The sequence below is a fragment of the Sphaerisporangium sp. NPDC005289 genome (genome assembly GCF_040607455.1).
Taxonomy (GTDB): Bacteria; Actinomycetota; Actinomycetes; order Streptosporangiales; family Streptosporangiaceae; genus Sphaerisporangium; species Sphaerisporangium rhizosphaerae.
This window is the reverse complement of sequence record NZ_JBEXGS010000010.1, coordinates 51521-75836: the sequence shown is the minus strand read 5'-3', so window position 1 is coordinate 75836 and position 24316 is coordinate 51521. Positions and strand designations below refer to the sequence as shown.

Annotated in this window: 16 protein-coding genes; 9 read left to right on the top strand and 7 right to left on the bottom strand. The window is 74.3% G+C overall.

Features of this window, described 5'->3' with window-relative positions; all coding sequences use genetic code 11:
• Positions 1 to 32 precede the first annotated feature (32 nt).
• Positions 33 to 917, bottom strand: coding sequence for a homocysteine S-methyltransferase (gene mmuM / locus ABZT47_RS19090; RefSeq protein WP_354843355.1), 885 nt, complete (start codon positions 915 to 917; stop codon positions 33 to 35).
• A gap of 172 nt (positions 918 to 1089) precedes the next feature.
• Here mmuM and ABZT47_RS19085 point away from each other — a divergent pair, with 172 nt between their 5' ends.
• Positions 1090 to 4440: an SNF2-related protein gene (locus tag ABZT47_RS19085; RefSeq protein WP_354843353.1), complete on the top strand. Its 3351-nt coding sequence runs from the start codon at positions 1090 to 1092 to the stop codon at positions 4438 to 4440.
• Between the two features lie 44 nt (positions 4441 to 4484).
• The gene (locus tag ABZT47_RS19080) at positions 4485 to 5318 is read left to right on the top strand and encodes an SWIM zinc finger family protein (protein ID WP_354843350.1); all 834 of its coding nucleotides are present in this window, start codon (positions 4485 to 4487) and stop codon (positions 5316 to 5318) included.
• Positions 5319 to 5442: 124 nt separating this feature from the next.
• On the opposite strand, the gene ABZT47_RS19075 is transcribed toward ABZT47_RS19080, so the two are convergent.
• Positions 5443 to 7947, bottom strand: coding sequence for a VIT domain-containing protein (locus ABZT47_RS19075; RefSeq protein WP_354843347.1), 2505 nt, complete (start codon positions 7945 to 7947; stop codon positions 5443 to 5445).
• Complete coding sequence (locus ABZT47_RS19070; protein ID WP_354843345.1) at positions 7944 to 8975, bottom strand: MerR family transcriptional regulator; 1032 nt, start codon at positions 8973 to 8975, stop codon at positions 7944 to 7946. The genes ABZT47_RS19075 and ABZT47_RS19070 overlap by 4 nt, the downstream gene beginning before the upstream one ends.
• A 120-nt stretch (positions 8976 to 9095) precedes the next feature.
• Here ABZT47_RS19070 and ABZT47_RS19065 point away from each other — a divergent pair, with 120 nt between their 5' ends.
• Positions 9096 to 9563: a DNA starvation/stationary phase protection protein gene (locus ABZT47_RS19065; protein ID WP_354843342.1), complete on the top strand. Its 468-nt coding sequence runs from the start codon at positions 9096 to 9098 to the stop codon at positions 9561 to 9563.
• A gap of 114 nt (positions 9564 to 9677) precedes the next feature.
• On the opposite strand, the gene ABZT47_RS19060 is transcribed toward ABZT47_RS19065, so the two are convergent.
• Both ABZT47_RS19060 and ABZT47_RS19055 read right to left on the bottom strand, forming a co-directional pair.
• On the bottom strand, positions 9678 to 13091 hold the full coding sequence (locus tag ABZT47_RS19060; RefSeq protein ID WP_354843339.1) for a P-loop NTPase fold protein: 3414 nt from the start codon (positions 13089 to 13091) through the stop codon (positions 9678 to 9680).
• 256 nt (positions 13092 to 13347) lie between these two features.
• A complete protein-coding gene (locus ABZT47_RS19055) occupies positions 13348 to 14259 on the bottom strand; it encodes a helix-turn-helix domain-containing GNAT family N-acetyltransferase (RefSeq protein WP_354843336.1) in 912 nt (303 codons plus the stop codon).
• A 162-nt stretch (positions 14260 to 14421) separates the two neighbouring features.
• Here ABZT47_RS19055 and ABZT47_RS19050 point away from each other — a divergent pair, with 162 nt between their 5' ends.
• Positions 14422 to 15441: a lactonase family protein gene (locus ABZT47_RS19050; RefSeq protein WP_354843333.1), complete on the top strand. Its 1020-nt coding sequence runs from the start codon at positions 14422 to 14424 to the stop codon at positions 15439 to 15441.
• Between the two features lie 166 nt (positions 15442 to 15607).
• Positions 15608 to 16633, top strand: a complete 1026-nt coding sequence (locus tag ABZT47_RS19045; RefSeq protein WP_354843330.1) for a 6-phosphofructokinase — start codon at positions 15608 to 15610, stop codon at positions 16631 to 16633.
• Between the two features lie 134 nt (positions 16634 to 16767).
• Here ABZT47_RS19045 and ABZT47_RS19040 read toward each other — a convergent pair whose 3' ends face one another.
• Positions 16768 to 17646, bottom strand: coding sequence for an MHYT domain-containing protein (locus ABZT47_RS19040; protein WP_354843327.1), 879 nt, complete (start codon positions 17644 to 17646; stop codon positions 16768 to 16770).
• A 304-nt stretch (positions 17647 to 17950) separates the two neighbouring features.
• Here ABZT47_RS19040 and thiI point away from each other — a divergent pair, with 304 nt between their 5' ends.
• A complete protein-coding gene (gene thiI, locus ABZT47_RS19035) occupies positions 17951 to 19273 on the top strand; it encodes a tRNA uracil 4-sulfurtransferase ThiI (protein WP_354843324.1) in 1323 nt (440 codons plus the stop codon).
• Positions 19274 to 19292: 19 nt separating this feature from the next.
• Here the strand turns inward: thiI and aroF are convergent, their stop codons facing one another.
• Complete coding sequence (aroF, locus tag ABZT47_RS19030; protein ID WP_354843321.1) at positions 19293 to 20330, bottom strand: 3-deoxy-7-phosphoheptulonate synthase; 1038 nt, start codon at positions 20328 to 20330, stop codon at positions 19293 to 19295.
• A gap of 452 nt (positions 20331 to 20782) precedes the next feature.
• Between aroF and ABZT47_RS19025 the strand changes: the two genes are divergently transcribed.
• The 3 genes from ABZT47_RS19025 (at position 20783) to ABZT47_RS19015 (ending at position 23726) form a co-directional block, all read left to right on the top strand.
• A complete protein-coding gene (locus ABZT47_RS19025; RefSeq protein WP_354843318.1) occupies positions 20783 to 21391 on the top strand; it encodes a sulfite oxidase-like oxidoreductase in 609 nt (202 codons plus the stop codon).
• A 162-nt stretch (positions 21392 to 21553) separates the two neighbouring features.
• Positions 21554 to 22768: a histidine kinase gene (locus ABZT47_RS19020; RefSeq protein ID WP_354843316.1), complete on the top strand. Its 1215-nt coding sequence runs from the start codon at positions 21554 to 21556 to the stop codon at positions 22766 to 22768.
• Between the two features lie 73 nt (positions 22769 to 22841).
• Positions 22842 to 23726, top strand: a complete 885-nt coding sequence (locus ABZT47_RS19015) for a LytTR family DNA-binding domain-containing protein (protein ID WP_354843313.1) — start codon at positions 22842 to 22844, stop codon at positions 23724 to 23726.
• Positions 23727 to 24316 lie beyond the last annotated feature (590 nt).

The window sequence follows — 24316 nt, the reverse complement described above, 5'->3', positions numbered from 1 at the left end:
CCCGCCCGCCGGATGCCCGTCCCGCGGGCCGGTCAGCCGAGTTCGGCCTTGATTCGGCGGATGTGCTCGGGGGTCGTGCGGCAGCAGCCGCCGATGAAGGCCGCGCCCGCGGCGCGCCACTCGCGGGCGGCGGCCCCGAACTCCAGGGGGTCGGCGATCCCCGTCCAGCGGCGGTTCTCCGCGTCCCATCCCTCGCCGGAGTTGGGGTACACCACGATCGGCGAGCCGCTGATGTGGCCCATCAGGCTCTTGACGTCGCCCGGCGAGGTGCAGTTGACCCCGACGGCCACCACCTGGGGGTCGCCGGCGAACAGCGCGGCGCAGTCGGCCAGCTTCGTGCCGTCGCCGACGTGGTCGCCGTCCGGGCACGAGAAGCTCACCCAGGCGTTGACGTTCGGGGTCTCGCGGAGCAGGCGGGCGATGGCGCGCGCCTCGGCGTAGGACGGGATGGTCTCGCAGGCCAGCAGGTCGGCGCCGCTCTCGGCCAGCACCTCCCAGCGGGGACGGTGCCATTCGACCAGGGCGTCCTCGTCCAGGTCGTAGTCGCCGGTGTACTCGGCGCCGTTGGCCAGGTAGGCGCCGTACGGGCCGACGCTGGCCGCGATCATGCCGCCGCCCGCCTCGTCGCGGGCCTCGATCGCGAGCTCGACGGAGAGCTGGATGAGCGCGCGGGCCTCGTCCCAGACCCTGCCGCGCCGGACGAACGCGGGGAAGCTCGCCTGATAGCTCGCCGTCGTGGCCACGTCGGCGCCGGCGGCGAAGTAGTCGAGGTGCGCCCGGCGGATGACCGAGGGGTCCTCCAGCAGGAGCCTGGCCGACCACAGCTCGTCGCGCAGGTCGCAGCCGAGGGCCTCCAGGTGTGTGGCGAGACCGCCGTCCAGGATCACAACATCGCTCTCATCAGGCTTAAAACTCACGCATATACCCTATGACCCATCAGACCGGATGTCGGTCGCGCCCGGGCGCCGAGTGGGGGCCGGGGCCGGTACCGTGCGGAGCGCGGGAACGGCCCGCCGGCGCGTAACGGCGCTCCGGCGGCGGCCGATGGCAGGGGAGCCGGGCGGCGCAGGCGGACAGGGGGGTGGACGCGTGCTCGTGGTCCACGGGGCATGGACCGGTCGTGGCCTGGCGCTATGGGCGGAGGACACCTCCGCGTCCTCCCCGCCCGCCGGGCAGGAGGTCAGCGCGCGGGGAGGGCCCGCGTCCTCCCCGCCCGCCGAGCGGCCCGCTCCCGCGCGCGGACGGCCCGGCGCCGGGCGGCCGCACCCCTGCGCCACGCCCTCCGCGACCCTCGCCGCCGCGCTCGGCCTGGTCGTCACCACCCCCCTGCCCGCCACGGCCGCCGGGGACGGCGTCCCCCGGGTGACCGGGGCCGCGCCGGGCCGGTGGGCGAGCGAGACCGACGGGCGCGCGGCCGCGAACGCCGCCACCGGCGGGGCGATGACCCTGTCACTCCCCGGGACGGCCCGGGCGCCGCTGCCCTCTCCCGAGTCCGGCCTGCCGACCACCGCGCGCGCCCCCAAGATCTCGTCCTGGCAGGTTCCCGCCCTGTTCCTGCCGCCGGCCGCGGCGCTCCGCCTGCTCGGCACGCTGTCCGGCGCGCACGACGCCGCCCCGCCCGCTTCGGGCGCTCACGACGCAGGCGCGCCCGCTTCCGGCGGCCCCGAGTGGGGGGCGGGAGGATCACTGCGCTACCTCGCCGTCGTGGCCGAGCACGCCCGGGCGCTCGTTCGGCGCGGCAGGGTGCTGCCTCAGCTGCTCGCCGAGGGCGGCGGCTACGCCGCCCGCTGGCTGCCCGTCCTGACCGGCGCGGACGCCGCCGCCTTCCGCGAGCTGGCCGCCGCCATGCCGCCGGTGGTCCGCGCGGCCGGCGGCGAACACCCCGCGGCCGAGGTCCTGCGCGACGCCCTCGCGGCCCTGGCGGACGGCGCCGTCCGGCTGTCGCTGCCGGACAGGCTGCTGCGCGGCAACCGCCCAGGTCCCGCGGGCGCGCTGCCCGAGCGGTGGCTGTCGGCCCTCACCACCCCCGATGCCGCCGTCCCCGGCGCCGGCGGCCGCGAGGCCGAGGCGCTCGCCGGCGCGCTCGCCGACTGGCACGCCTCGGCCCGGCAACTGGACGGGCCGATCCGCGTCTGCTTCCGCCTCATCGAGCCGCGCCGCGACCTGGCGGCGCCGGAAGAGGGCGGCCGGCACGGCCCCGAGCAGGCGAACCGCTTCCGGCGGGAGAACGGCTCCGAGCGGGGCGACGGGCCGGGGCAGGGGGGCGAGGAGGGCCACGGTGGCGGGGACCAGGACGCCTGGGAACTGGAGTTCGCGCTCCAGTCGGTCGACGACCCGAGCCTGTACGTGCCGGCGGGCATGCTGTGGCGGGGCGAGCGCGTCCCCGGGCTGCCCAGACGCCCCGACGAAGTCCTGCTCGCCGGGCTCGGCCGGGCCGTGCGGCTGTGCCCCGAACTGCACATGGCCCTGCGCGACCCCCGGCCGTCCGGCATGGTGGTGGACACGGCGTGGGCGTTCGGCTTCCTGCGCCGGTCCGCGCCGCTGCTCCAGGCCGCCGGGTACGGCGTCAGCCTCCCCGCGTGGGCCGGGCGCAAGGGGCTGGGCCTGCGGCTGACCACCCGTTCCCGCACGGCGACGCCGTCGCGGGCGGCGGCCGGCCAGGGGTTCGGCCTCGGCGAGCTGGTCGACTTCAAGGTCGATCTCGCCGTCGGCGATCACACGATCAGCGAGGAGGAGCTGGAGGAGCTGGCCCGGCTGAAGGTCCCGCTCGTCCGCGTGCGCGGTCAGTGGGTCGAGCTGGACGACCGCCAGCTCAAGGCCGCCCTGTCGGTGCTGGAGCGGCGCAGGTCGGGGCAGATGACCGTCGCCGAGGTGATCCAGGAGGTCGTCGGCGGCGGCGAGGAGGAGCTGCCCCTGATCGGCGTGGACGCCGACGGCCCGCTCGGGGACCTGCTGTCCGGCGAGGCCGAGCGGCGGCTGTCGGCCCTGGCCACCCCTCAGACCTTCAACGGCAGCCTGCGCCCCTACCAGGAACGCGGCCTGTCATGGCTGAGCTTCCTGTCCGGCCTGGGCCTCGGCGGCATCCTGGCCGACGACATGGGATTGGGCAAGACCGCCCAAACCCTGTCGTTGTTGCTGGAGGAGCGCACCTCCGGCGGGGCGGTGGCGCCGACGTTGCTGGTGTGCCCGATGTCGCTGGTGAGCAACTGGCACAAGGAGGCCGAGCGGTTCGCGCCCTCGCTGCGCGTGTACGTCCACCACGGCGGCACCCGCAAGCGCGACGAGGAGCTGGCCGAGACGGTGCGCGAGGCCGACCTGGTCCTCACCACCTACGGCACGGCGCTGCGCGACGCGCCGGTCCTGGCCGGGTTCACCTGGGGCAGGGTGGTCTGCGACGAGGCCCAGGCGATCAAGAACAGCGCCGCCCGGCAGGCCCAGGCCGTGCGCTCCATCCCGGCGCGCACCCGGCTGGCGCTGACCGGCACCCCGGTGGAGAACCACCTGGCCGAGCTGTGGTCGATCATGGAGTTCTGCAACCCCGGCCTGCTCGGCCCGGCCAAGCGGTTCCGCGACCGCTACCAGGAGCCCATCGAGGCCCGCGGAGACCAGGACGCCGCGCGCGCGCTCAAGCGCGCCACAGGCCCGTTCGTGCTGCGGCGCCTCAAGACCGACAAGACGATCATCTCCGACCTGCCGGAGAAGCTTGAGATGAAGGTGTGGTGCACGCTCACGCCCGAGCAGGCCAGCCTCTACCAGGCCGTCGTCAACGACATGCTCGCCCGCATCGACGACAGCGAGGGGATCGAGCGGCGCGGCAACGTCCTGGCGACCATGACCCGCCTCAAGCAGGTGTGCAACCACCCCGCCCACCTGCTCAAGGACGGCTCCCGGCTCGCCGGGCGCTCGGGCAAGCTCGCGCGGCTGGAGGAACTGGCCGAGGAGATCGTCGAGGAGGGGGACAAGGCGCTTGTCTTCACCCAGTACGCCGAGTTCGGGTCGCTGCTGCAGCCCTACCTCGCCTCCCATCTCGACCGGCCCGTGCTGTGGTTGCACGGCGGGCTGCCCAAGAAGAGACGCGACGAGCTGGTCGAGCGCTTCCAGAACGACGAGGAGCCCATGGTCTTCCTGCTGTCGCTCAAGGCGGCGGGCACCGGGTTGAACCTCACCGCGGCCAACCACGTGATCCACGTGGACCGCTGGTGGAACCCCGCCGTTGAGGACCAGGCCACCGACCGGGCGTTCCGCATCGGCCAGACCAGGAACGTCCAGGTCAGGAAGTTCATCTGCGTGGGCACCCTCGAAGAGCGCATCGACGAGATGATCGAGCGCAAGAAGGCCCTCGCCGAGACCGTCGTCGGCGCCGGCGAAGACTGGATCACCGACCTGTCCACCGAGCAACTGCGCGAGCTGTTCCGCCTGAGCCCGGAGGCGGTGAGCTGAGATGCCGGTGTCCCCGAGGTCCGGCCCGAAGGCGGTGAGCTGAGATGCCCCTGGGCAAGGACGGCTGGTTCGAGGCCGCCGCGCCGATCAAGGTGGAGGGCGGCATCCAGGCGCGCAGCAGGCGCGGCTCGATCGGCGAGCAGTGGTGGTCGCGCAGGTTCATTGACATTCTCGAACGCGTCTGCGACGCCGGACGGCTCAGCCGCGGGCGCTCCTACGCGAGGAAGGGCCAGGTGCTGTCCATCGACCTGGCGGCCGGGCGGGTCGAGGCGGCGGTCCAGGGGTCGCGGCCGGCCCCCTACCACGTCTCGATCCGCATCCCCGCCTACGGCGCGGGCGCCTGGGCCGCCGTCCAGGACGCCCTGGCCGGGCAGGCGCTGTACCGCGCGAAGCTCCTGGCGGGCGAGATGCCTCCCGAGATCGTCGGGGTGTTCGACGACCTCGGGCTGCCGCTGTTCCCCTCCGGCGCCGCCGAGCTGGACATGGACTGCTCGTGCCCCGACTGGGGGTCGCCGTGCAAGCACCTGTCCGCCGTGCTCTACCTGCTCGGCGAGGCGTTCGACCAGGACCCGTTCTTGGTGCTCGCCTGGCGGGGACGGGCCAAGGAGCCGCTGCTGGAGGCCCTGCGGGGGACGCCGGACGAGGAGGAGGAGCCGCAGGACCCGCTGCACGTGGACGACGTCCCGTTCGCCGAGCGCACCGGCGACTTCTACGCGTCATCGGTGCCGCTCGGCCGCCTGCGCCCCCGTCCCGGCGGGGCCGCCGCGCCGCCGGAGCTGCTGCTGCGCGCCCTGGAGCCGCCCGCCGTGAAGGTACGCCACATCCCTCTGCTGGACATCCTCCGCCCCGCCTACCGCCGGCTCGGCGACCCCGGCTGAGGCCGCCCTCCGCGCGGAGGGGGCCCGCCCCAAGCCCGGCCACGGCGATCTCCGCGTGAGCGCGGGACCGGCGCCGGCCACGGCGAGTCACCGCCGGGCCGGCGCCGGGCCGCCGGCCGCTTCGTCAGGAGCGCTTCCAGAAGGACGCGCGCTGGGCGCGGGGCCGGCCCGCGGCGGACCCGGTGGTGCCGGCCGACGTGCCGTCGCCGCTCAGGGCGGTCAGCCGTTCGACGGCGCGGCGCCACAGGGCGTCGACGTCGGCGGCCGGGTCGCCCTCGCAGGCCGACAGGTCGCGGGCCAGCGCCGACAGCTCGTTCTCCCCGCCCACGTAGGCCGCCAGCGCGGCCAGGCGGCTGCCCAGGTCGGCCAGGTAGCGCCTGCGCTCGGGCGCGGCGAGCGCCTCCTGCTCGCGCAGCCGTGCCAGCTCGGCGGCCAGTTGCGGCCGGACGATGTCCGGCGAGTGCGGGACCGGCGGCGCGGGGGGCGCCATCCTCGGGCTCGACGGCCGCGCGAACATCGGGCCGCGCGGCGCGCCCGACGGGACGGCGAACGGCCCTCCTCCGAACGCCGCGTCGCCCACCGGCGCACCGGCCGCGCCGCCGCCCGCCATGAGCGTGCCCTCCCCGCCCATGACGCTGAAAACGGCGGGCGCGGAGGCGGCCATCGGCGCGGCGGCGATGGGCGCGGCGAAGCCGGGCGCCTCCCAGCCGCTGGGCAGCTCCACCGGCTGCACCACCCGGTGCCGCGGCCCGCCCTCGGCCACGACCCGGGTGTCCACGGCCACGAACGCGGTGAACCGGCACAGCACGCCGTGCCGCAGCGAGGCGGCGACGATGTCGTGCTCCAGGGCGTGCTCGCCGACCGCGTAGCGGTCCTCCAGCCGGCGCAGGTGGGCCCGCGCCCAGATGGCCCGCGGCGCGTCCCCCTCGGCGGGCCGGCCCTCCAGCCGCTGCTCCCACGGGCCGCCGTCCTCGCGCAGGCCGTGGACGGTCAGCGCCCCGCGGGAGGCGCCCCGGTACCGCCCGTAGACGGTGAGCGGCACGCCCGAGTACAGCGAACCCAGATGGGTCACGCTGCCCGCCACCACCTCCAGCCCCTCGGCCTTCAGCGACAGGCCGGTGACCAGCGGCGACCCGATGCGGCGGTGGATGTGCTCCATCGCCTCGTCGAGACGGTCCTCCGACTCCACCAGCTCGCAGCGGCCCGCGCCGAGCCCGGCCAGCCGGCCGAGGAACCCGGCGTTCACCGCCCGGTCGATGCCGACGGTGTGCACGCGCACGGCCGCCAGCCGCGAGCCGAGGCGTTCCAGGATCTGGTCCTCGTTGCCGACCTGCCCGTCGGTGACCAGGACGAGCACCCGTTCCCTGCCGGGGTCCTCCAGCAGGCCGAGCGCCTCCTCCATCGGCTGCAGCATCTCGGTGCCGCCCCGCGCCTCCAGCCGGGCCAGGTGCTCGACGGCCCGGTAGCGGTTGCGGTCGGTCGCCGGGACCAGGCCCGCGTCCACGCCGAGGGGACGCTCGACGACGCTGTCGAAGGACAGGACGGCGAACCGGTCGGCGGAGGACAGGGTGTCGACGATGCGCGCCGCGGCCCGCCGGGCGGCGACCATCTTCCACCCGGTCATGCTGCCCGAGCGGTCCAGCAGCAGCGCCACGTCTCTCGGCCCGCGACGGGCGTCGGTCCGCGCGGGCGGGAGCACGGTCAGCACGAACGTGCCGTCCCCGTCGGCCTCCCCGTCGATCTCGGCGTCGACGCCGTCGGCTCCGGTGTCGGCTCCGGTGTCGGCTCCGGTCTCGGCGGCGGGCGCCGGTCGGCGGGTCTCTCCGTCGGGGACGAGGGTCAGGGCGCTGGAGGCGTCGAACGACAGGCGCAGGACGAAGTCACGGTCGAGGCGCTCGCCGGGCAGCAGTCGCACGACGCCCTCCTCCTGGGAGACGACGTGCAGGCTGGAGCGCATCTCGGTCAGGTCGAGCCCGGCGGGGTCGACGCGGGCCGTCAGTGCCAGCCGCACCGGGTTCGGGAAGCCCGGCAGCAGCACCGGCGGGGTGATCCGCGAGGCGTCCGGGACGGCGTCGGTGTCGGCGGACACGCCGTCCCCGGCGGCGAGGTCGGGAAGCGGCGTGCCCGGGATGTAGCGGGGCGCCACGACCAGCGGGAAGCGGAAGGTCGCCGCGCCGTCCTCGTACGGGAGAGGCTGGCTGAGCGTCAGCCGCACCGTCACCCGCTCGCCGGGGACGATGTTGCCGACCCGCATGGTGAAGACGTCCGGGCGCTCCTCCTCGGCGATGGCGGCGCGCTGCCCTCGCGCGATGGCGCGGTCGTAGTCCTGGCGGGCCTGGCCGCGCTCCTTGAGCACCCCCTCCACCACCCGGTCGTCGGCCTCCATGCGGAAGGCCGTCACCGCGGCGCGGTCGGGCAGCGGGAAGATGTAGGTCGCCTCCAGGGGCACGTCATGCGGGTTGCGAAAACCCTGCGTGACCTCCACGCCGCAGGTCAGCGCGGTGATGTTCGCCTCGACCTCGACGCTCTCCAAGGGCAGGTTCCCCTTGCCGGTGCTCAGGGCCCCGAGCCCCGCGTCGGGCGCCGGGGCGTACTCGCCGGGCTTCAAGGATGTGATCTGCACAGTCATGATGACGACCTTTCGGGCGGAGACTGGTCGAGGCCGGCGGCCGGGGCGGCATGCCCGGGGGCGCCGGAAGGCAGGAGGCCGCGGTCGTGCAGCAGGGCGAGCAGCGGTGCGGCGGCCTCCCGCAGCGCGGCGATGTCGCCGGGGGCGGGAGGCCGCCCTTCGAGCAGGAGCGTGACCCCGGGCGCGAGCCGCACGCCGTGCACCAGGTCATCGGCGGGCGCGGCGGCGGGAACGACGCCCGGCCACCGGCCCGCCGGGCGGGGCAGGGCCTGCTCGGGAGCGAAGGGCGCCGCGAGGAAGTCCGGCGGCGTGGCCTGCCCTCCTGGCATGCCCGGCCCCCCGGGCGCCACCGGCGGCCCCCCGTTCGCCGCCTGCGGACTCCCGCCGCTCGGCACCGGCGACCCCGTCACGCCCGCGGTCGCCGGCGTGCCGGTTTCGCCTTCCGTGGCCGGCGTGCTCCTTCCGCTTCCCGCCGCGAGGACGGCGGCGACGCGCCCGTGGGCCGGAGCCGCGGCCGGGTCCGTCGCGGGCGTGCGGGTTCCCGCGGCGGCCGGGCGGGCCGCCCAGAAGCGCGGCCGGGCGCGGGGGGAGTCGGACGGCGGGTCTCCGGCCGGGTCACCGGTGGGGTCCCCGGTCGAGTCCTCGGCCGGATCGCCGGTCGGCTCAACGGCCGGCTCGCCGGTCGCGCTGGGCCGGGACGCGGCGGGAACCGGCCGCCCGGCCGCGTCGACGATCTGCTCCAGCGCCGTGTCGGTCGCGCCGGCCAGCTCGGCCTGGATGTCGGCGATGGACCGGCCCTCGGCCTGCAGGCGCTTGACGGCGACCAGCTGGAGCAGGTGACGTCTGCCGTACAGCGCGACTCGGCCGCGGCGGGTGAGCGGCGGGTCGAGCAGGCCGATCGTGGTGTACCAGCGGATGAGCCGCTCGTTGGGCACGTCTCTGACCCGGCCGTTGGGCCGCCGCGGCGAGGACGGCAGCAGGTGCGCCGCGTGCTCCGCCAGCTCGCCGATCGTCCAGGTGTCACTCATGCTTCCATGCTGACACTGCAACTATGACACTGTCAATGTTTAGCGCTTCGGGAGACCGGTTAGGGCGTTCTAGGTAGCCAGGTAGAAGGCCGTCGATCATTCTTGAGGGGAAGATGCTTCATGGCCCAGATCACCAGCCCGCTCCCGAGCGACAAGCAGAAGATCGCGGGCGATGCGCTGCAGGGAGCTCTCATCGACCTGCTCGACCTCTCGCTCGTGGGCAAGCAGGCGCACTGGAACCTGATAGGCCGCAACTTCCGTTCGCTGCACCTGCAGCTGGACGAGATCGTGGCCCTGGCGCGGACCGGTGCCGACAGCGCGGCCGAGCGGGCGGTCGCCCTGGGCGTCAACCCGGACGGCCGCGCGGCGACCGTCGCCCGCGACACCCAGATCAGGCGGTTCGACGCCGGATACATCGAGGACGGCAAGGTGGTCGCCGCGTTCACCGACATCCTCGGCGAGATGATCGCCCGGATGCGCGAGCGCATCGCCGCCACCGAGGAGCCGGACCCGGTCACCCAGGACCTCCTCATCCAGATCACCGAGGGCCTCGAGAAGCAGCACTGGATGATCCAGGCCCAGCGCTGACCCCGGCCGGGCTCGCGGCGGCGGCCGTGAGCACCCCGGCCCGGCTCGCGGTGGCTGCCGCAGGGACCACTGGGCCCGCTCACCGTGGCGGCCGCAGGGACCACTAAGCCCGGCTCACAGCAGCCGCCAGGCGAGGTGGGCGACGGGCGGGCCGGCGCCCAGGAGGGCGCGGAGGGCGTCCCAGCGCGCGGCGCCGGCTCTGGCGCCGCGCACCAGGCCCACCTCGACGAGGGCGCGGGCCCAGGCGTCCTCGTCCGCGCCGGCCGCCCGCTCAAGAACGTCGAGCGCCGTCCGCCCTGCCGCGGATCCAGGACGACCCGGGTCGTCCGGTGGTGGCGATGATTCCGAGATCACCGGAAATGCCGGAGTGAATGGCGCTTCCTGGCCGGGCGTGTCCGGCGTGGCGGGGCGGTCGCGGGGGAGTGGCGGGCCGTCCAGTTCGCGGGCGAGCAAGGACAGCAGATGCGGCCAGCGGATGGCGAGCACCGCGAGCTTCGCGACCTCCTCGTCGGTCGCCTTCGCCGCCCCGGCCAGGGCGCGCCGGTAGGTCACGAAGGAGTAGAACCGAAAGACGTTCACATACCGCTTGAGCTCCCGGGGGTTGCTCAGCGTGAGGACGGGCAGCACCCGCGCGATCGCGGCGTAGGCGTTCTCGTCGCTGTAGAGGTCGTCGTAGACCCGGTCCGCCGCCAGGCGCGTCGCGGCCGACAGTCCGCCGATGGCGTCGCCGTCCGCCGCGCCCACCTGGTCCTGCGCGTCACGCGCGACGATGTCCAGGTCGCCGGCCGTCGGGCCCATCGCCCTGATCGCCGCCTCGACGCGGTCCACCAGCCCCGGGTCGGCCCTGACCTCCGGCTCGGCCCTCCCGGACAGGCGCACCTCCCTTCCGCCGCCCCGGGGGCCGCGGGCGGAGCGCGTGGAGCGCGGTGGGCCCGGGACCGGCGCGCCGTCCCCGAGGCTCGGGTACGGGCGCGTGGTGTGCCGTGGGCGTGGGGCGGTTCCGCCGTCCCGGGAGGCCGGGTGCGTGGTGAGCGGTGGGCTCGCGGCCGGTTCAGGCGCCGGCGGGTGGTCCGGGCCGGGCGGAGGGCCGGAGCGCCGGTCGTCCGGGGGGCTCGCGGCCGGGGCGGGCACTTCCAGCAGGGCGCGCAGGTAGGCGGGCAGCCGTTCGCCGTCGTCGAGCATGGGGACGCTCAGCGGAAGCTGCACGATCTTCTCCAGGAAGCGCCACCCGAGACCGGAACGCTCCTCGGCGGAGGCGGGGAGCGAGCGGGCGAGGTCCCGGTAGGCCACCTCGACATGCGCGGCCACGACCTCCGGCTCCATGGCCAGGACGAACACGCAGTTGGGGAACTCCCCGGCGAGGAACAGGTTGACCGCCTCGATCACCTGGGCCACCGTCCCCGGCGAGCAGCGGTCCAGGTCGTCCACGAACACCAGCAGCGGGCGCTCCTCGGTGGCGACCATGCCGAGCACCCGCCGCATGTCGGTCTGCACCAGGTGCAGGAACCCGGTCCTGGCCCGGTACCCCGGGTCGGGCGACAGCTCCGTGCCCGCGCCGGGCCCGCCGCCGAGTAGATCGGGCTGGCGGACGAGCCGGGTGAACGCGGTGTCGGCCGACTCGCCCATGAAACGCGCGAGCCGCACTCCGGCGGCGAACAGGACGAGGAACGAGCCGCCCGACCCGACGGCCGCGGCCGTGCCGCGCAGCAGTGAGCCGGCCGCGGGCACCAGGGCCGACGCGGCGAGCGAGGCGCCGGTGACCAGCAGCGTCGCCAGGAAGGCGAGGGCGACCGGGAGCAGGCGGGTCGCGGCCAGCCGGTAGGCCCGGCGGCGCACCTCCTCCCTGTCGACCCGGGCGAGGTTGAGCGCCAGCCAGAAGCGCTCACGCTCGCCGCGCGGGAGCCGGCAGGTGATCTGGCTGATGATCTCGTGGGCCAGACCGGCCCACACCTGCTCGCCGCTCTGGTACATCCACGGGTTGAACCACACGGTCGGCCGCCAGTCGGCGTGCCGCAGGGGAAGCTCGCCGGGGACCGCGTACTCCCGGCCCCCGGACTCGGCCCGCCTGGCACGCGAGAGCACCTCCGCATTGGTCACCCGCCCCGCAGAGCCACCCGCCCCCTCGCCCCTCGACCCGCGCCCGCCCCACCCTCGGCCGCGTGCGTGACCGGGGCGGCCGCGGCGTCCTGGTCCGCGGGGAGGGAGGTCCTCCGCCGGGGTGGCGAGGTGGATCGCGGCGGGGCGGTCCTCGGCCGCGCCCGGGTCGAGCAGGTCCTGCACCATGCGCATCAGCGACGTCTTGCCCGCGCCCCACGGCCCTTTGACGCCGATGGTCAGCGGCGGCCGCGTCTCCGGGTGGCGGACGAACGCCGCGATCGCCTCGGCGTGCACCCGGTGGCCGAGCCGGTCCCGCAGGGTCCACCGGTCGCCGGTCAGCCGGGCACGAGGCTGGACGGCGCGCCGTGCGGCCCGCCACCGGCGCAGCCCCGCCGAGACCCGTGCCAGCTCCCGCGCGTCGGGCCGGCCGGCGAGGGCGGGACGCACCGCCGGATCGGCGAACGGCGTGTCCTCGCCCAGCAGTCCCCACGCGGCCAGCTCCCCGAGCGCGTGCGCTTCGCGCGTGCCGGCGGGGGCGTCCTCCATGAGCAGGGCCGCCGTCTCGGGCGTGAGCGGCTCGTCCTCGGTGAGGAGGGTCGCCCGGCGCAGCAGCAGCCTCGCCGGCTCGCTCAGGTGCACGTCGTAGACGCGGCCGACCAGCTCGCGGGCCGAGGCGGGGGCGACCGTGTCGCCGGTGGCCGCCAGGCGGGCGAGCGTCGCGGCGAAGGCGGGGCCGAGGTCCCCGGCGGGCCGCCGGGCGCGGGCGACCTCGATCAGCTCGCCCTCGCCGTAGGTGAGCAGGTACGGCCGCCGGTCGGCGCCGAGGTCGGCGCAGCGCTCGTCGGCGTACCGGTACAGGTCGCCGACGGACACGGCGCCGTCCCGGTCCAGGTCGGCCTCGCCGGACAGGATGCCGTCGGCCAGGATCGCCGTGAGCGACACCGCGCCGCCGGGACGCTCGCCGGGCATGGTGGCGCTGGTGGTGAGCGCGGCGGCCGCGGCGACCGGCTCGCCCCGGACGTGCAGGCGGGTCACCGTCTCGTGCGGGTGGCCGGGCCCGGCCGTGACCAGCCAGCCGAAGTCGACGATCAGGAGCAGCGCCGCCCCGTCGGAACGCTCGACGCGGCGCGCGAACTCCCCCATCAGCGCGCCGAACTCGCCCGGCCCCCACCCCGACTCGGTGGACCAGCGGACCAGGAGCAGGTCCCCCGGCTCGACGGCGTCCAGGAACGCGCCCACCCTGGTGTGGTCGTCCGCGTCGCACTCGGCGGTCTGGACGGCGTACCCCTCGCCGGTGAGGGCGTGGACGAGCCGGCGGTCGGCCGCGCCGCCCGCCCTCGCCGAGCCCCGGCCGTCGCGGTCGAGGAAGACCAGCGCCTTGCGGTTCCTGATCTTCGGGGCGGGCGGCGCTAGAACGGTCGTCGTGGTCATCGGCTGCTCCCATGGCCGGGCGGCGGGGTCCAACACCCCTGGACCGGCGGGCCGCGTGACGCGGCGCGGCCATGATGGTCCCGAAGGCCCGGCCGACCCTAGGCGGGGCACGAGCCGCCACGGCCGGCCCTTTGCGCGATGTTTGCCCTCTCCGGGCCCGGCGCCCGTCCGCCCTGCGGCCCAGTGACGGACGGGCCCCGGCCCCGGAGACGGCACTCGTCCCACCCGGGGCGTACGGCGCCCGGGAGGGGCGGGGTCAGAGGGAGCGGGACCAGTATTGTTCGGTGACCTTGGTGCCGTAGGCGCGCTTGGTGCACTGCTCGTCGAGGGTGAAGCCGGCCCGCTGGTAGACGCGGCGGGCGGTGGCCAGTTCGTCGACGGTCATGAGCACGATGCGCTCGTAGCCGGTCCGCTTGGCGAAGGCCAGGCATTCCTCGACCAGCCGGCCGCCGATGCCCATGCCGCGCGCGGACGGCTCGACCAGCAGCAGGCGGAGCTGGGCCGTGCGGTCGTCCTTCCTGACGCAGAACACCGAGCCGGCGGGCTCGCCGTCCACCTCGGCGATCCAGACGGCCTCGCGCCGCGGGTCGTGGTCCTCGACGTACTCGGCGACGATGCGGGCGGTCAGCGCCTCGAACGTCTCGTCCCAGCCGTGCTCCTCGGCGTACAGCACGCCGTGGCGGTGGACGATCCAGCCGAGGTCCCCGGGCCGGGGCGGGCGGATGACATAGCGGTCCGGGGCGGGCCGGTCGGCGAGGACCTGCCGCACGGTGGTCATGGCGGCGATGAGGCGCCGCCGGTCCTCCTCCGAGAGAGGTTCGAGCAGGGCGCGCACCCCGGTGGCCGATGCGTCGTCCAGCGTCCGCCAGACCGCCTGGCCCCGCTCACCGAGCCGGACGACCTGCCGCCGGGCGTCCGCGGCGGAGCGCTCGCGCGTGACCAGGCCGTCGGCCTCGAACCGGGCGAGCATGCGGCTGAGGTAGCCGGCGTCCAGGTCGAGCATCCTGCGCAGCTCGCCGGTCTCTGTCGCGTCCTTCTTGCCCAGCTCGTAGAGCACCCTCGCCTCGGTGAGGGAGTACGGCGTGTCGTGCATTCCGGCGCCCAGGACGCCGATGAGGCGGGTGTAGAAACGGTTGAACCCGCGCACCCGGCCGACGAGCTCCTCCATACCGTTGCTCCAATCAAGTAATTCGTTGACAGAGTCAAACATAAGGACGGGTCGTGCGTCCAGACCCGATCACTCCCGGCCGCTCTCCGCGCCCGGTGACGCGGGGCGGCACGGGGACCCCGATCAAGGTCGGAGCGGGTGCGTGACGGTATCGTCGATCACATGACATCCGGGCGCGAGCTGCTCTACATCGGCGGATACACACCGGCCACCGGGGGGACGGGCCCCGGCCTGAGCGTCGTCCGCAGGGAGGCCGACGGCGCCCTGCGGGCCCTGGCCGAGACCGAGGCCCCCGGACCGTCGTTCCTGGCCCTGCACCCCCGGCTGCCCGTGCTGTACGCGGCGCTGGAGTGCGAGGAGGGCGGAGTGGCCGCCTACTCCGCCGACCCGCAGGGTCCCGCGCCGCTCGCCGACGGCACGAGCGGCGGGTCCTACCCCTGCCATCTGGCCGTGGATCCGACCGGCACCTGGCTCGCGGTCGCCAACTACGGCGACGGCACGGTGGCGGTCTACCGGCTCGGCAGCTCCGGCCTGTTCCAGGGCCCGCCCAAGCTGTTCCCCCACGAGGGCCACGGCCCCGACCCGGCCCGCCAGGCCGAGCCGCACGCCCACCAGGCGGTGTTCGGTCCCGGGGCCGTGCTGCACGTCACCGACCTCGGCACCGACGAGGTGCGGCGCCACCTGCTCGGCGGCGGGCCCGCCGAGCACCCGGAGGGCCCGGTGCGGCTGAAGCCGGGCAGCGGGCCGCGCCACATGGTCCACCGCGAGGGCCGCTGGTACGTGGGCTGCGAGCTGGACGGGACGGTCGCGGTCTACGACGCCTCCTGGCGCGAGCTCGCGCGCACCCCGGCCAGCCACGTGACCGGGCCGAACTACGTCTCCCACGTCGAGCTGTCCGCCGACGGCCGGCACCTGTACGTCGCCAACCGCGGGCCCGACACCATCGGCGTCTTCGAGGTGGGGCCCGAGGGCGGCGAGCCGGCCGCGCTGACCCAGGTGGCCGAGGTCGGGTCGGGCGGCCTGTGGCCGCGCCACTTCGCCGTGGCGGGCGAGCGCATGTACGTCGCCAACCAGCGGTCGGACGCGGTCGCGACCTTCGAGCTGCGCGACGGCATCCCCGTGCCCACCGGCGAGGTCTACAAGATCGGCAGCCCTTCCTGCGTACTCGCCCTGTCGATCTGAGTCGCACCGGTAGGGTGAGATTGGCCTCCCACCGCTTGGTCTAGACCAATTAGGCGGGCTGGGGCAAAATCTGTACGTCGGCGGCCACAGGAGCCCGCGAAGCGTCCACGGCGGCCATGCATCTCACCCGTAACCTCAATGCGTACCCCATCGGGAGGAACCCGTCATGCGTATCGGCGTGCTCACAGGAGGCGGAGACTGCCCCGGACTGAACGCGGTCATCCGCGCCGTCGTCCGCAAGGGCATCGGCGTCCACGGCCACGAGTTCGTGGGCTTCCGTGACGGCTGGCGCGGCCCGCTCGAGGGCGAGACGATGCCGCTGGAGATCTCGACCGTGCGCGGCATCCTCCCGCGCGGCGGCACGATCCTCGGCTCGTCGCGCACCAACCCCATCAAGATCGACGGTGGGGTCGACCGCATCAAGCAGAACCTGGCGGACACCGGCGTCGACGCGCTGATCGCCATCGGCGGCGAGGACACCCTGGGCGTCGCCAAGCAGCTGTTCGACCGCGGGGTCAACGTCGTCGGCGTGCCCAAGACGATCGACAACGACCTCAACGCCACCGACTACACCTTCGGCTTCGACACGGCCGTCAACATCGCCACCGAGGCGATCGACCGCCTGCACACCACGGCCGAGTCCCACCACCGCGCGCTGATCTGCGAGGTCATGGGGCGGCACGCCGGATGGATCGCCCTGCACGCCGGCATGGCGGGCGGCGCCAACGTCATCCTGATCCCCGAGAAGCCCTTCGACATCGACAAGGTCTGCGAGTACGTCGAGAGCCGCTTCAAGATCCGCTACTCGCCCATCATCGTGGTCGCCGAGGGCGCGCACCCGGTCGAGGGCCAGATGGCGCTGCAGGCCGGCGAGCTGGACGCCTTCGGCCACGTCCGCCTCGGCGGCATCGGCGAGCAGCTCGCCCGCGAGATCGAGAAGCGCACGGGCAAGGAGGCCCGCACGACCGTGCTCGGCCACGTCCAGCGCGGCGGCACCCCGAGCGCCTTCGACCGCGTGCTCGCCACCCGCTTCGGCCTGCAGGCGATCGACGCCGCCCACGAGGGCGACTTCGGCAAGATGGTCGCGCTGCGCGGCACCGACATCGTCCGGGTCGGCCTGGACGCCGCCACCTCCGAGCTGAAGACCGTGCCGGTGTCCCGCTACGAGGAGGCCGAGGTCTTCTTCGGCTGATCCGCCCCGGGTCGCGCCGGCGGGCCCGCGCCGGCAGCGCCGGCCCGCCGCACGGCACGCCCGCGTGCGTCCACCGCCCCGGCCGTCACGGCCAGGGGCGGTTTTCCTTGTCCGCCTTTCGCGTGGGTCGCGTCTCAGGGCTCCCGCCCGTCACGCCGCTGGAACAGGGACCCGGCGCCCGGCGGCTGCGGCCGGGACGGGGGCGCCGCCACCGGGGCGGGGGCGCCGGCCCGCGCACGCTGCTCCTCGATCTGGGCGAGCAGCCTGGTCTCGCTCTCCAGTTCCTCCCGGGACGGCGCCAGCGTCACCACCAGCAGCAGGACCAGGGTGACCAGGCTGATCCCGATGAGGAGCGGCAGCAGGAAGCTCATGGCGGTCGCGCCGGCGAGCGCCTGGCCGGTGTTGGAGCGATCCACTGTGACGCTGAGCGAGAACATGCCGGTGTAGTGCATGCCGGTGACCGCGACGCCCATGATGAGCGCGGCGCCCGTGGTCGCGAGCAGTCCCTCCACCCGCAGGCTGAACCACAGCGCAACGGTCGAGGCCACCACCGCGATCAGCACCGACGCCGCGACCGGCAGCGCGGCGTAGTGCTTGACGGCGGCCATGTTCATGGCGGCCATGCCGAGGTAGTGCATGGCGGCGACCCCGAGCCCGGTGAGCAGCCCCGCGCCGAGCAGCGCGGGCAGGCGCTCGCCCGACCACGAGACCACGGCCAGGCCGACGCCGACGATGACGACGGCCACCAGGGCGGACACGATGGTGAGCGGGACGTCGTAGGTGATCGCCGTGCCCGGGACGCGGAATCCCATCATGGCGACGAAGTGCATCACCCAGATGCCGGTGCCGCCGAGCGCGAGCGCGGCGCCGGACAGCCACTGCAGGCGGGCGCCGCCGTGCGTCCCGCGTGCCCGGCTCGCCAGTAGCAGACTCAGAAATGATCCGATGACCGACATCACGTACGCGGCCAGCGGAGTGAATATTCCTTGCGCGAAGTGGTCAATATGCGACACTGGGCGTCCTTGAGGATAAAGATGATCTACGGCGGGTAATCCGGATCTTTCCGGATGATGAGCACTGCTCGGAACAGTAATCGGTCCAGCCGTTTCATGGAATTTCTTGAGCCCGGAAAGACGAGATCCCGGTGGCCGTTTCCGTCGGACGGCCCTCTCGCCGGGTCCGATGGCGGCCACCGCCGGCGGCGGACGGGACCGCCGGCCCTAGATAAGGGATAAATTGAGGGGTGCGCAGCGCGGGAGGACCTTCCGCCGGCACGTGTCCCCACCCGACTCCACCATCCCCGCCGGAGGCAGCCCCATGTCCGTCGTGCCCCCGTCAGCTCTAGGTGAGCCCTGCGTGCTGCTCAAACTGGGCGAGGTCGTCCTCAAAGGCAGGAACCGCGAGCTGTTCGAGCGGCAGTTGCAGGCCAACATCAAGGCGGCGCTGAAGGGCTTCGGCGTCAAGGTCGACGTGCGGCAGCGCCACGGCGTCATCGCCATCCTGCTGCCCGAGGGAACCGGCGTGGAGACCGCCGACGCCATCGCCGAGCGTCTCACCGACGTGATCGGGCTGGTCTGGGTGCACCGGGCCTGGCGGGTCGCCAAGGACCCCGAGGCGGTCACCGCCGCCGCGCTCGAACTGGTCGCCGGCCGCCCCGAGGTCGAGCGCCGCGCCACCTTCGCCGTGCGCTCCCGCCGCCGCGACAAGCGCTTCCCGCTGCGCTCCAACGAGCTCGACCGCATGGTCGGCGGCGAGATCAACGACAAGTACGGCCTGCCCGTGCGCCTGAAGAACCCCGAGCTCACCGTGAACATCGAGGTCGACAGGGACGAGGTGTTCGTCTTCACCGACGGCCTGCCCGGCCAGGGCGGCCTGCCGGTGGGCACCAGTGGGCGCGGCCTGGTGCTGATGTCCGGCGGCATCGACTCCCCGGTGGCCGCCTACCGCATGTTGCGGCGCGGCCTGCAGGTCGACTTCCTGCACTTCTCCGGCATCCCGTTCACCACCTCGGAGTCGATCTACAAGGCGTACGCCCTCGTGCGGGCGCTGAGCAAGTTCCAGGGGAACGCGCGGCTGTTCGTGGTGCCGTTCGGCAAGGCGCAGCAGTCGCTCAAGGCATCCGGCGCCGACCGCCTGCAGGTCGTGGCGCAGCGCCGCCTGATGCTCAAGACCGCGGAGGAGGTCGCCCACCGCCTGCGCCGCAACGTGCTGGTCACCGGCGACTCCCTCGGCCAGGTCTCCTCGCAGACCCTGCAGAACATCACGGCGCTGGACGACGCCGTGGAGCTTCCGATCCTGCGCCCGCTCATCGGCATGGACAAGACCGAGATCATGGCGGAGGCGCGGCGCATCGGCACCCTGCAGATCTCCGAACTGCCCGACGAGGACTGCTGCACGTTGCTGACCCCGCGCCGCGCCGAGACCGCCGCCAAGATCGCCGACCTGCGGCAGATCGAGAAGCGCCTGGACGCCGAGGAGCTCGCCGTCCAGCTCGCCGACTCCATCCAGGAGTACAAGCTGGACGGCGCGCCCGTGGGCGTCCGTCGGAGCCCGAACGCCGCGGACGCCCTGGACGCCGCGCCGGCCGCAGATGCCGCGCCCGCAGTGGACGCCGCGCCGGCCGCGCCCGCCGCGGTCTGACCGGCCGGCGCCGGCCGTTCTAGACCACCGGGGCGAGCTTGGTGGCCAGGGTGCGGTTCATCAGCGGGGGGAAGTCGCGCGCGATGGCGGCCAGTTCGGCCAGGTCGCCGTCCACGAGCGCCTGGGGGCCGTCGCAGAGCGCCTGCTCGGGGGTCGGGTGCACGTCGATGATCACACCGTCGGCCCCCACGGCGATCGCCGAGCGGGTCAGCGGGAGCACCAGGTCGCGGCGGCCGCCCGAGTGCGAGGGGTCGACGATGACCGGCAGGTGCGACAGCCGCTGGGCCACCGGCACGGCCGAGATGTCCAGGGTGTTGCGCGTCGCGGTCTCGAACGTGCGGATGCCGCGCTCGCACAGGACGATGTCCAGGTTGCCGCGCTGGGCGATGTACTCGGCCGCCATGAGCCATTCCTCGATCGTGGCGTTCATGCCGCGCTTCAGCATGACCGGCCGGCCCACCGACCCGACGGCCTGCAGCAGCGCGAAGTTCTGCGCGTTGCGCGTGCCGACCTGGAGCATGTCGGCGTAGGAGGCGACGAGTTCGACGTCGTGGGCGTCCACCACCTCGGTCACGATGGGCAGTCCGGTCTCGGCGCGCACGTCGGCCAGGATGCGCAGCCCTGCCTCGCCGAGCCCCTGGAAGGCGTAGGGGGAGGTGCGGGGCTTGTACGCGCCGCCGCGCAGCAGGGTCGCGCCGGCGGCCTCGGCCATGCGGGCGGCGGCGAGCGTCTGGTCGGGGGTCTCCACGGCGCACGGCCCGGCGATCAGCGTGACCGTGTCCGGCCCGATCGGCACCCCGCCGACCCGGACCGTCGACCGGTCGGGATGGTTGTCCCGGCTCACGAGCTTGTAGGGGGTCGAGACGCGCATGACGTCGGCCACGCCGTTCATCCCGCCCAGGTTCAGGTTCATGAACTGGGCGATGTCGCCGACCAGGCCGATGATCGTCCGATTGACGCCACGGCTGACGAACGCATCACCGCCGGCCGTGGCGACGAGGTCGACGATGGCGTCGACGTCCTGCTGAGTGGCCCCGGGGGCCATGACGATGACCATGTGATGCCCTTTCTCCGGACCGCGGTCGCGGTCGAGGTGTTCGATACCGGAAAACGACGAAGGCCCCGGGTCCTGATCAGGACCCGGGGCCTTCGTCGACGTCTGGCGGTCAGCGCAGCGTCTGACGGCGATCGGCCGATTCCACGGGTCCGTCGCCATACCAAAACTCCAACGCGGTACGCATCGCCGCAAGCATAACCCATCCCCAGCGGTGGGCGGCGACGGCGCAGGTACGGCCGGCAGGGCCGTCCTGTGCGACCGAGGGCAGGGCCGTCCGTGGAGGGAACCGTCCGCGGGGGATGGGACCGCCGGGCGCTGCGCCGGCACGGCCGCCGGTGGATCGTCCGTGGGTGGATGGGATCGTCCCGCCGTCCGGGGGAGGGCCGCCACCCCGGGCGGGTTAACGGGGTGCCAATGCCGCGCGGCCGACAGCGCGATGGCAGGATTGCTGCGTGCCGGATCCAACCGAGGAAACTCGACTGCCCCCCGGGCAGTACGTCCCCCGTGGCCGACCGGTCCTCCACTACGGCCGGGTTCCCGGGTTCCGGCCGGAGAGCTGGAACCTGTCGGTCTTCGGAGCCACGGCGTCGGGGGAGGAGATCCGCTTCACCTGGCCGGAGTTCTCCGCCCTGCCGCGCGTGACCCTCATCGCCGACTTCCACTGCGTCACCAAGTTCTCGATCATGGGTAACGAGTGGGGAGGCGTGCCGGCCGGCGCCCTGCTGGAGGCCGTTCCCCCGGACCCCGGGGTCACCCATGTCATGATCTGGGGTGAGTACGGCTACAGCGCCAACCTGCGCCTGTCGGACTTCGCGCGCGACTCCACCCTGTTCGCCCTCGAACTGGACGAGAAGCCGCTGTCGGCCGAGCGGGGCTTCCCGGTGCGCGTCGTCGTGCCCCACCTGTACGCGTGGAAGAGCGTCAAGTGGGTGCGCGCCGTGGAGTACCTGGTCGCCGACCGCCGCGGGTTCTGGGAGGAACGCGGCTACCACAACTTGGGCGACCCCTGGCGCGAACAGCGCTACGCCTACCAGGAGGAACCCGGCGACGGCCCCGCCTGACCCCGCCGGCCGCCGTACGGAGAGGTGCTCGCGTGGCCGCCGCACAGCCGGTCGCGCGCCCTGGCCGGGCCGGTGCGGGCTTCGGCCCGCCTCTGACGCCGGCGCGGGCCCGCCGTCCGGTTCCCACACGATCACATCGGGTGACCGATTACGGTTGCCCGCATGCTGCACACCGGGTGGGCGCTGCTGTGCGTCCTCAGCGGCCTGGCCGGGTACCGCCTGGGCCGTCGCCGTCGCGGCGATGCGGGCGCGGGCGGCCGGGCGGGGGAGGGCGGCCCGGCCGGCGACGCCACCTTCGCCGCGCTGCACGTCGCCGCGATGGCCGCGCCCTACCTGCGGGCCGGGCTGTCGCGCGACTCCGCGCGCAGGGCCGTGCGCCACCTGCGCGCCCTGACCGGCACGGCCGCCCTCGCCGTCACCTCCACCGACCAGGTGCTCGCCTGGGACGGCGCGTGGGAGGCGCCCGGCGAGGCGCACGTGCGCGACCTCATCGGGCACGTCCACGGCATCCTCGCCGGTGGGCGGCCCCACCTGGTCGCAGGGGACGAGCTGTTCTGCGAGGCCGACGACTGCGCCATCCGCAGCGCCGTCGTGGTGCCGCTAACCGTGGACGGGCGGGTCATCGGCGCGCTGGCCGCCTACGACCCGCACGTCGGCGCACCCCTGGTGCGGGCGGTGACCGAGGTCGGCCGGTGGGCCTCCGGGCAGCTCGAACTGGCCGAGCTGGACGCCACCCGGCGGCGGGCGATGCAGGCCGAGACCCGGGCCCTGCGCGCGCAGATCTCCCCGCACTTCGTGTGCAACTCCCTGGCCACCATCGCCTCCTTCACCCGCACCGAGCCCGACCGGGCGCGCGAGCTGCTGCTGGACTTCGCCGACTTCGCCCGGCACGCCCTGCGCCGCGCCGGAGACTTCACCACGCTCTCCGACGAGCTGACCTGCGTCGACCGCTACCTGCTGCTGGAGCGGGCCCGCTTCGGCGACAAGCTGCGCTTCGTCGTGGACGTCGTCCCGGAGGTCATGCCGGTGCCGGTGCCGTTCCTGTGCCTGCAACCCCTGGTGGAGAACGCCATCACCCACGGCATCCGCCGCGGCGGCGGGTCGGGCGAGGTGAGCATCGTGGTGCGCGACGCGGGCGAGGAGGTCCACATCACCGTCGAGGACGACGGCGCGGGCATGGAGCCGGGCCGGGTGCGGCGCCTGCTGGCGGGCGAGCCGCCGAGCGGGGACGGCGGGGGCGGCATCGGGCTGGCCAACGTGGACGTGCGGCTGCGCCAGATCTACGGCCAGGAGTACGGGCTGGTGATCGACACCGCGCCCGACGAGGGCACCACGGTGCGCATGCGGGTGCCGAAAATCCGGCCAAACTATAACTGAAAGCATTCGGGTCGCCACTCAATGTCGATAGAGGGCTTGCCCGCGAGGCGGTCCTGACGGCAGTTTGGTCTCCATGCTCCGTGTCTTGGCGGTCGACGACGAGGTGCACGCGCTGTCGGAGCTGGCCTATCTCCTCCGGCAGGACAATCGCGTCGAGCAAGTGCTGACGGCCTCGGACGGGGTCGCCGCGCTGCAGGACATGGTCGCGATGATCGGTGCCGGCGAGCGGCTCGACGGCGTCTTCCTCGACATCCGCATGCCCGGCCTCGACGGCCTCGACCTCGCCCGCCTGGTCGGCGCCTTCCCCAGCCCGCCCAAGCTGGTCTTCGTCACCGCGCACGACGACCGCGCGGTGCAGGCGTTCGAGCTGGAGGCGGTGGACTACCTGCTCAAGCCGCTGCGTCCCGACCGGGTCGCCGAGGCGGTGCGCCGCCTGGAGCAGGCCGCCTACGGGCCCTGCGCCGCCGAGGCCGCGGAGGGCGACGTCATCCCGGTCGAGCTGAGCGGGCGCACGAGCTTCGTGCCGCAGCACGCCGTCGCCTACGCCGAGGCCAGCGGCGACTACGTGCGCCTGCACACCGCCGAGGGCACCCATCTGGTGCGCATGTCCCTGGCGGCCCTGGAGCGCCGCTGGGCGTCCTCGGGGTTCATCCGCGTGCACCGCAGCACGCTGGTGTCGGCGCGGCACGTCACCGAGATGCGCTTCGACGAGGGCCGCATCGTGCTTCGCGTCGGCGAGACGACGCTCCCGGTGAGCCGCCGCCACAGTCGCCGCGTCCGCGAGCAGCTCGTGCGGCAGTTCCGCGCCCCGCTGCCGCGCCCGGCCGACCTCCCGTCGCCTGCGGGCGGCCTGCCCCGCCCGCAGCCCGCCACCACCCCTCAGGACGGCGCTCCCGGCGACACCGCTCCGCATGACCCCGTGCCGCAGGAGCGCGCCCCACAAGACGGCGCCCCATAGGGCGCCGCCCTGTGGAACGGGCCACACGGCGGCCTCTGGAAGGCACCACAAGGTGCCGCCTGGAAGGCACTACAGGGTGGCGGCGGGTGGGGCAGTACAGGGTGGCCTTGGGGGGGCGCCACACGGTGCCCCCTGGAAGGCGCTGACACGGCGACCCGCTGGGAGGCGCGACGCGGTGCACCTTGGGAGGCGCTGACACGGTGACCCGCTGGGAGGCGCCACACGGTGCACCTTGGGGTGGCGGCACTGCATGCGACCCGTAGGACGGATGCCGCACGTGCCCCTTGGGACGACGCCACACGGCGTGGCGTAGAACGGCGTCCCGTACGGGAGCGGGCTGCGCGGGCGGCCCTCACGGAGGGCCCGGGGGTCCGCTGGGTGGGCGCTGGGTGTGGCGTGGGCGCCGCCGACCGCGCGTCCGGCGGCTGCGGGCGGCGAGCGGGCCCGGGCGCGAGCCCCCGTCCCGCCGCTCGTCGGACCAGGGACGCCGCTCGTCGCGCGGACACGCTCCGTACATCGATGACTACTGACCGCTCAGCGAGCGGCGCCCGAAGGGCCCGCGCGACCCAGATGACACGACGTAATGTCGT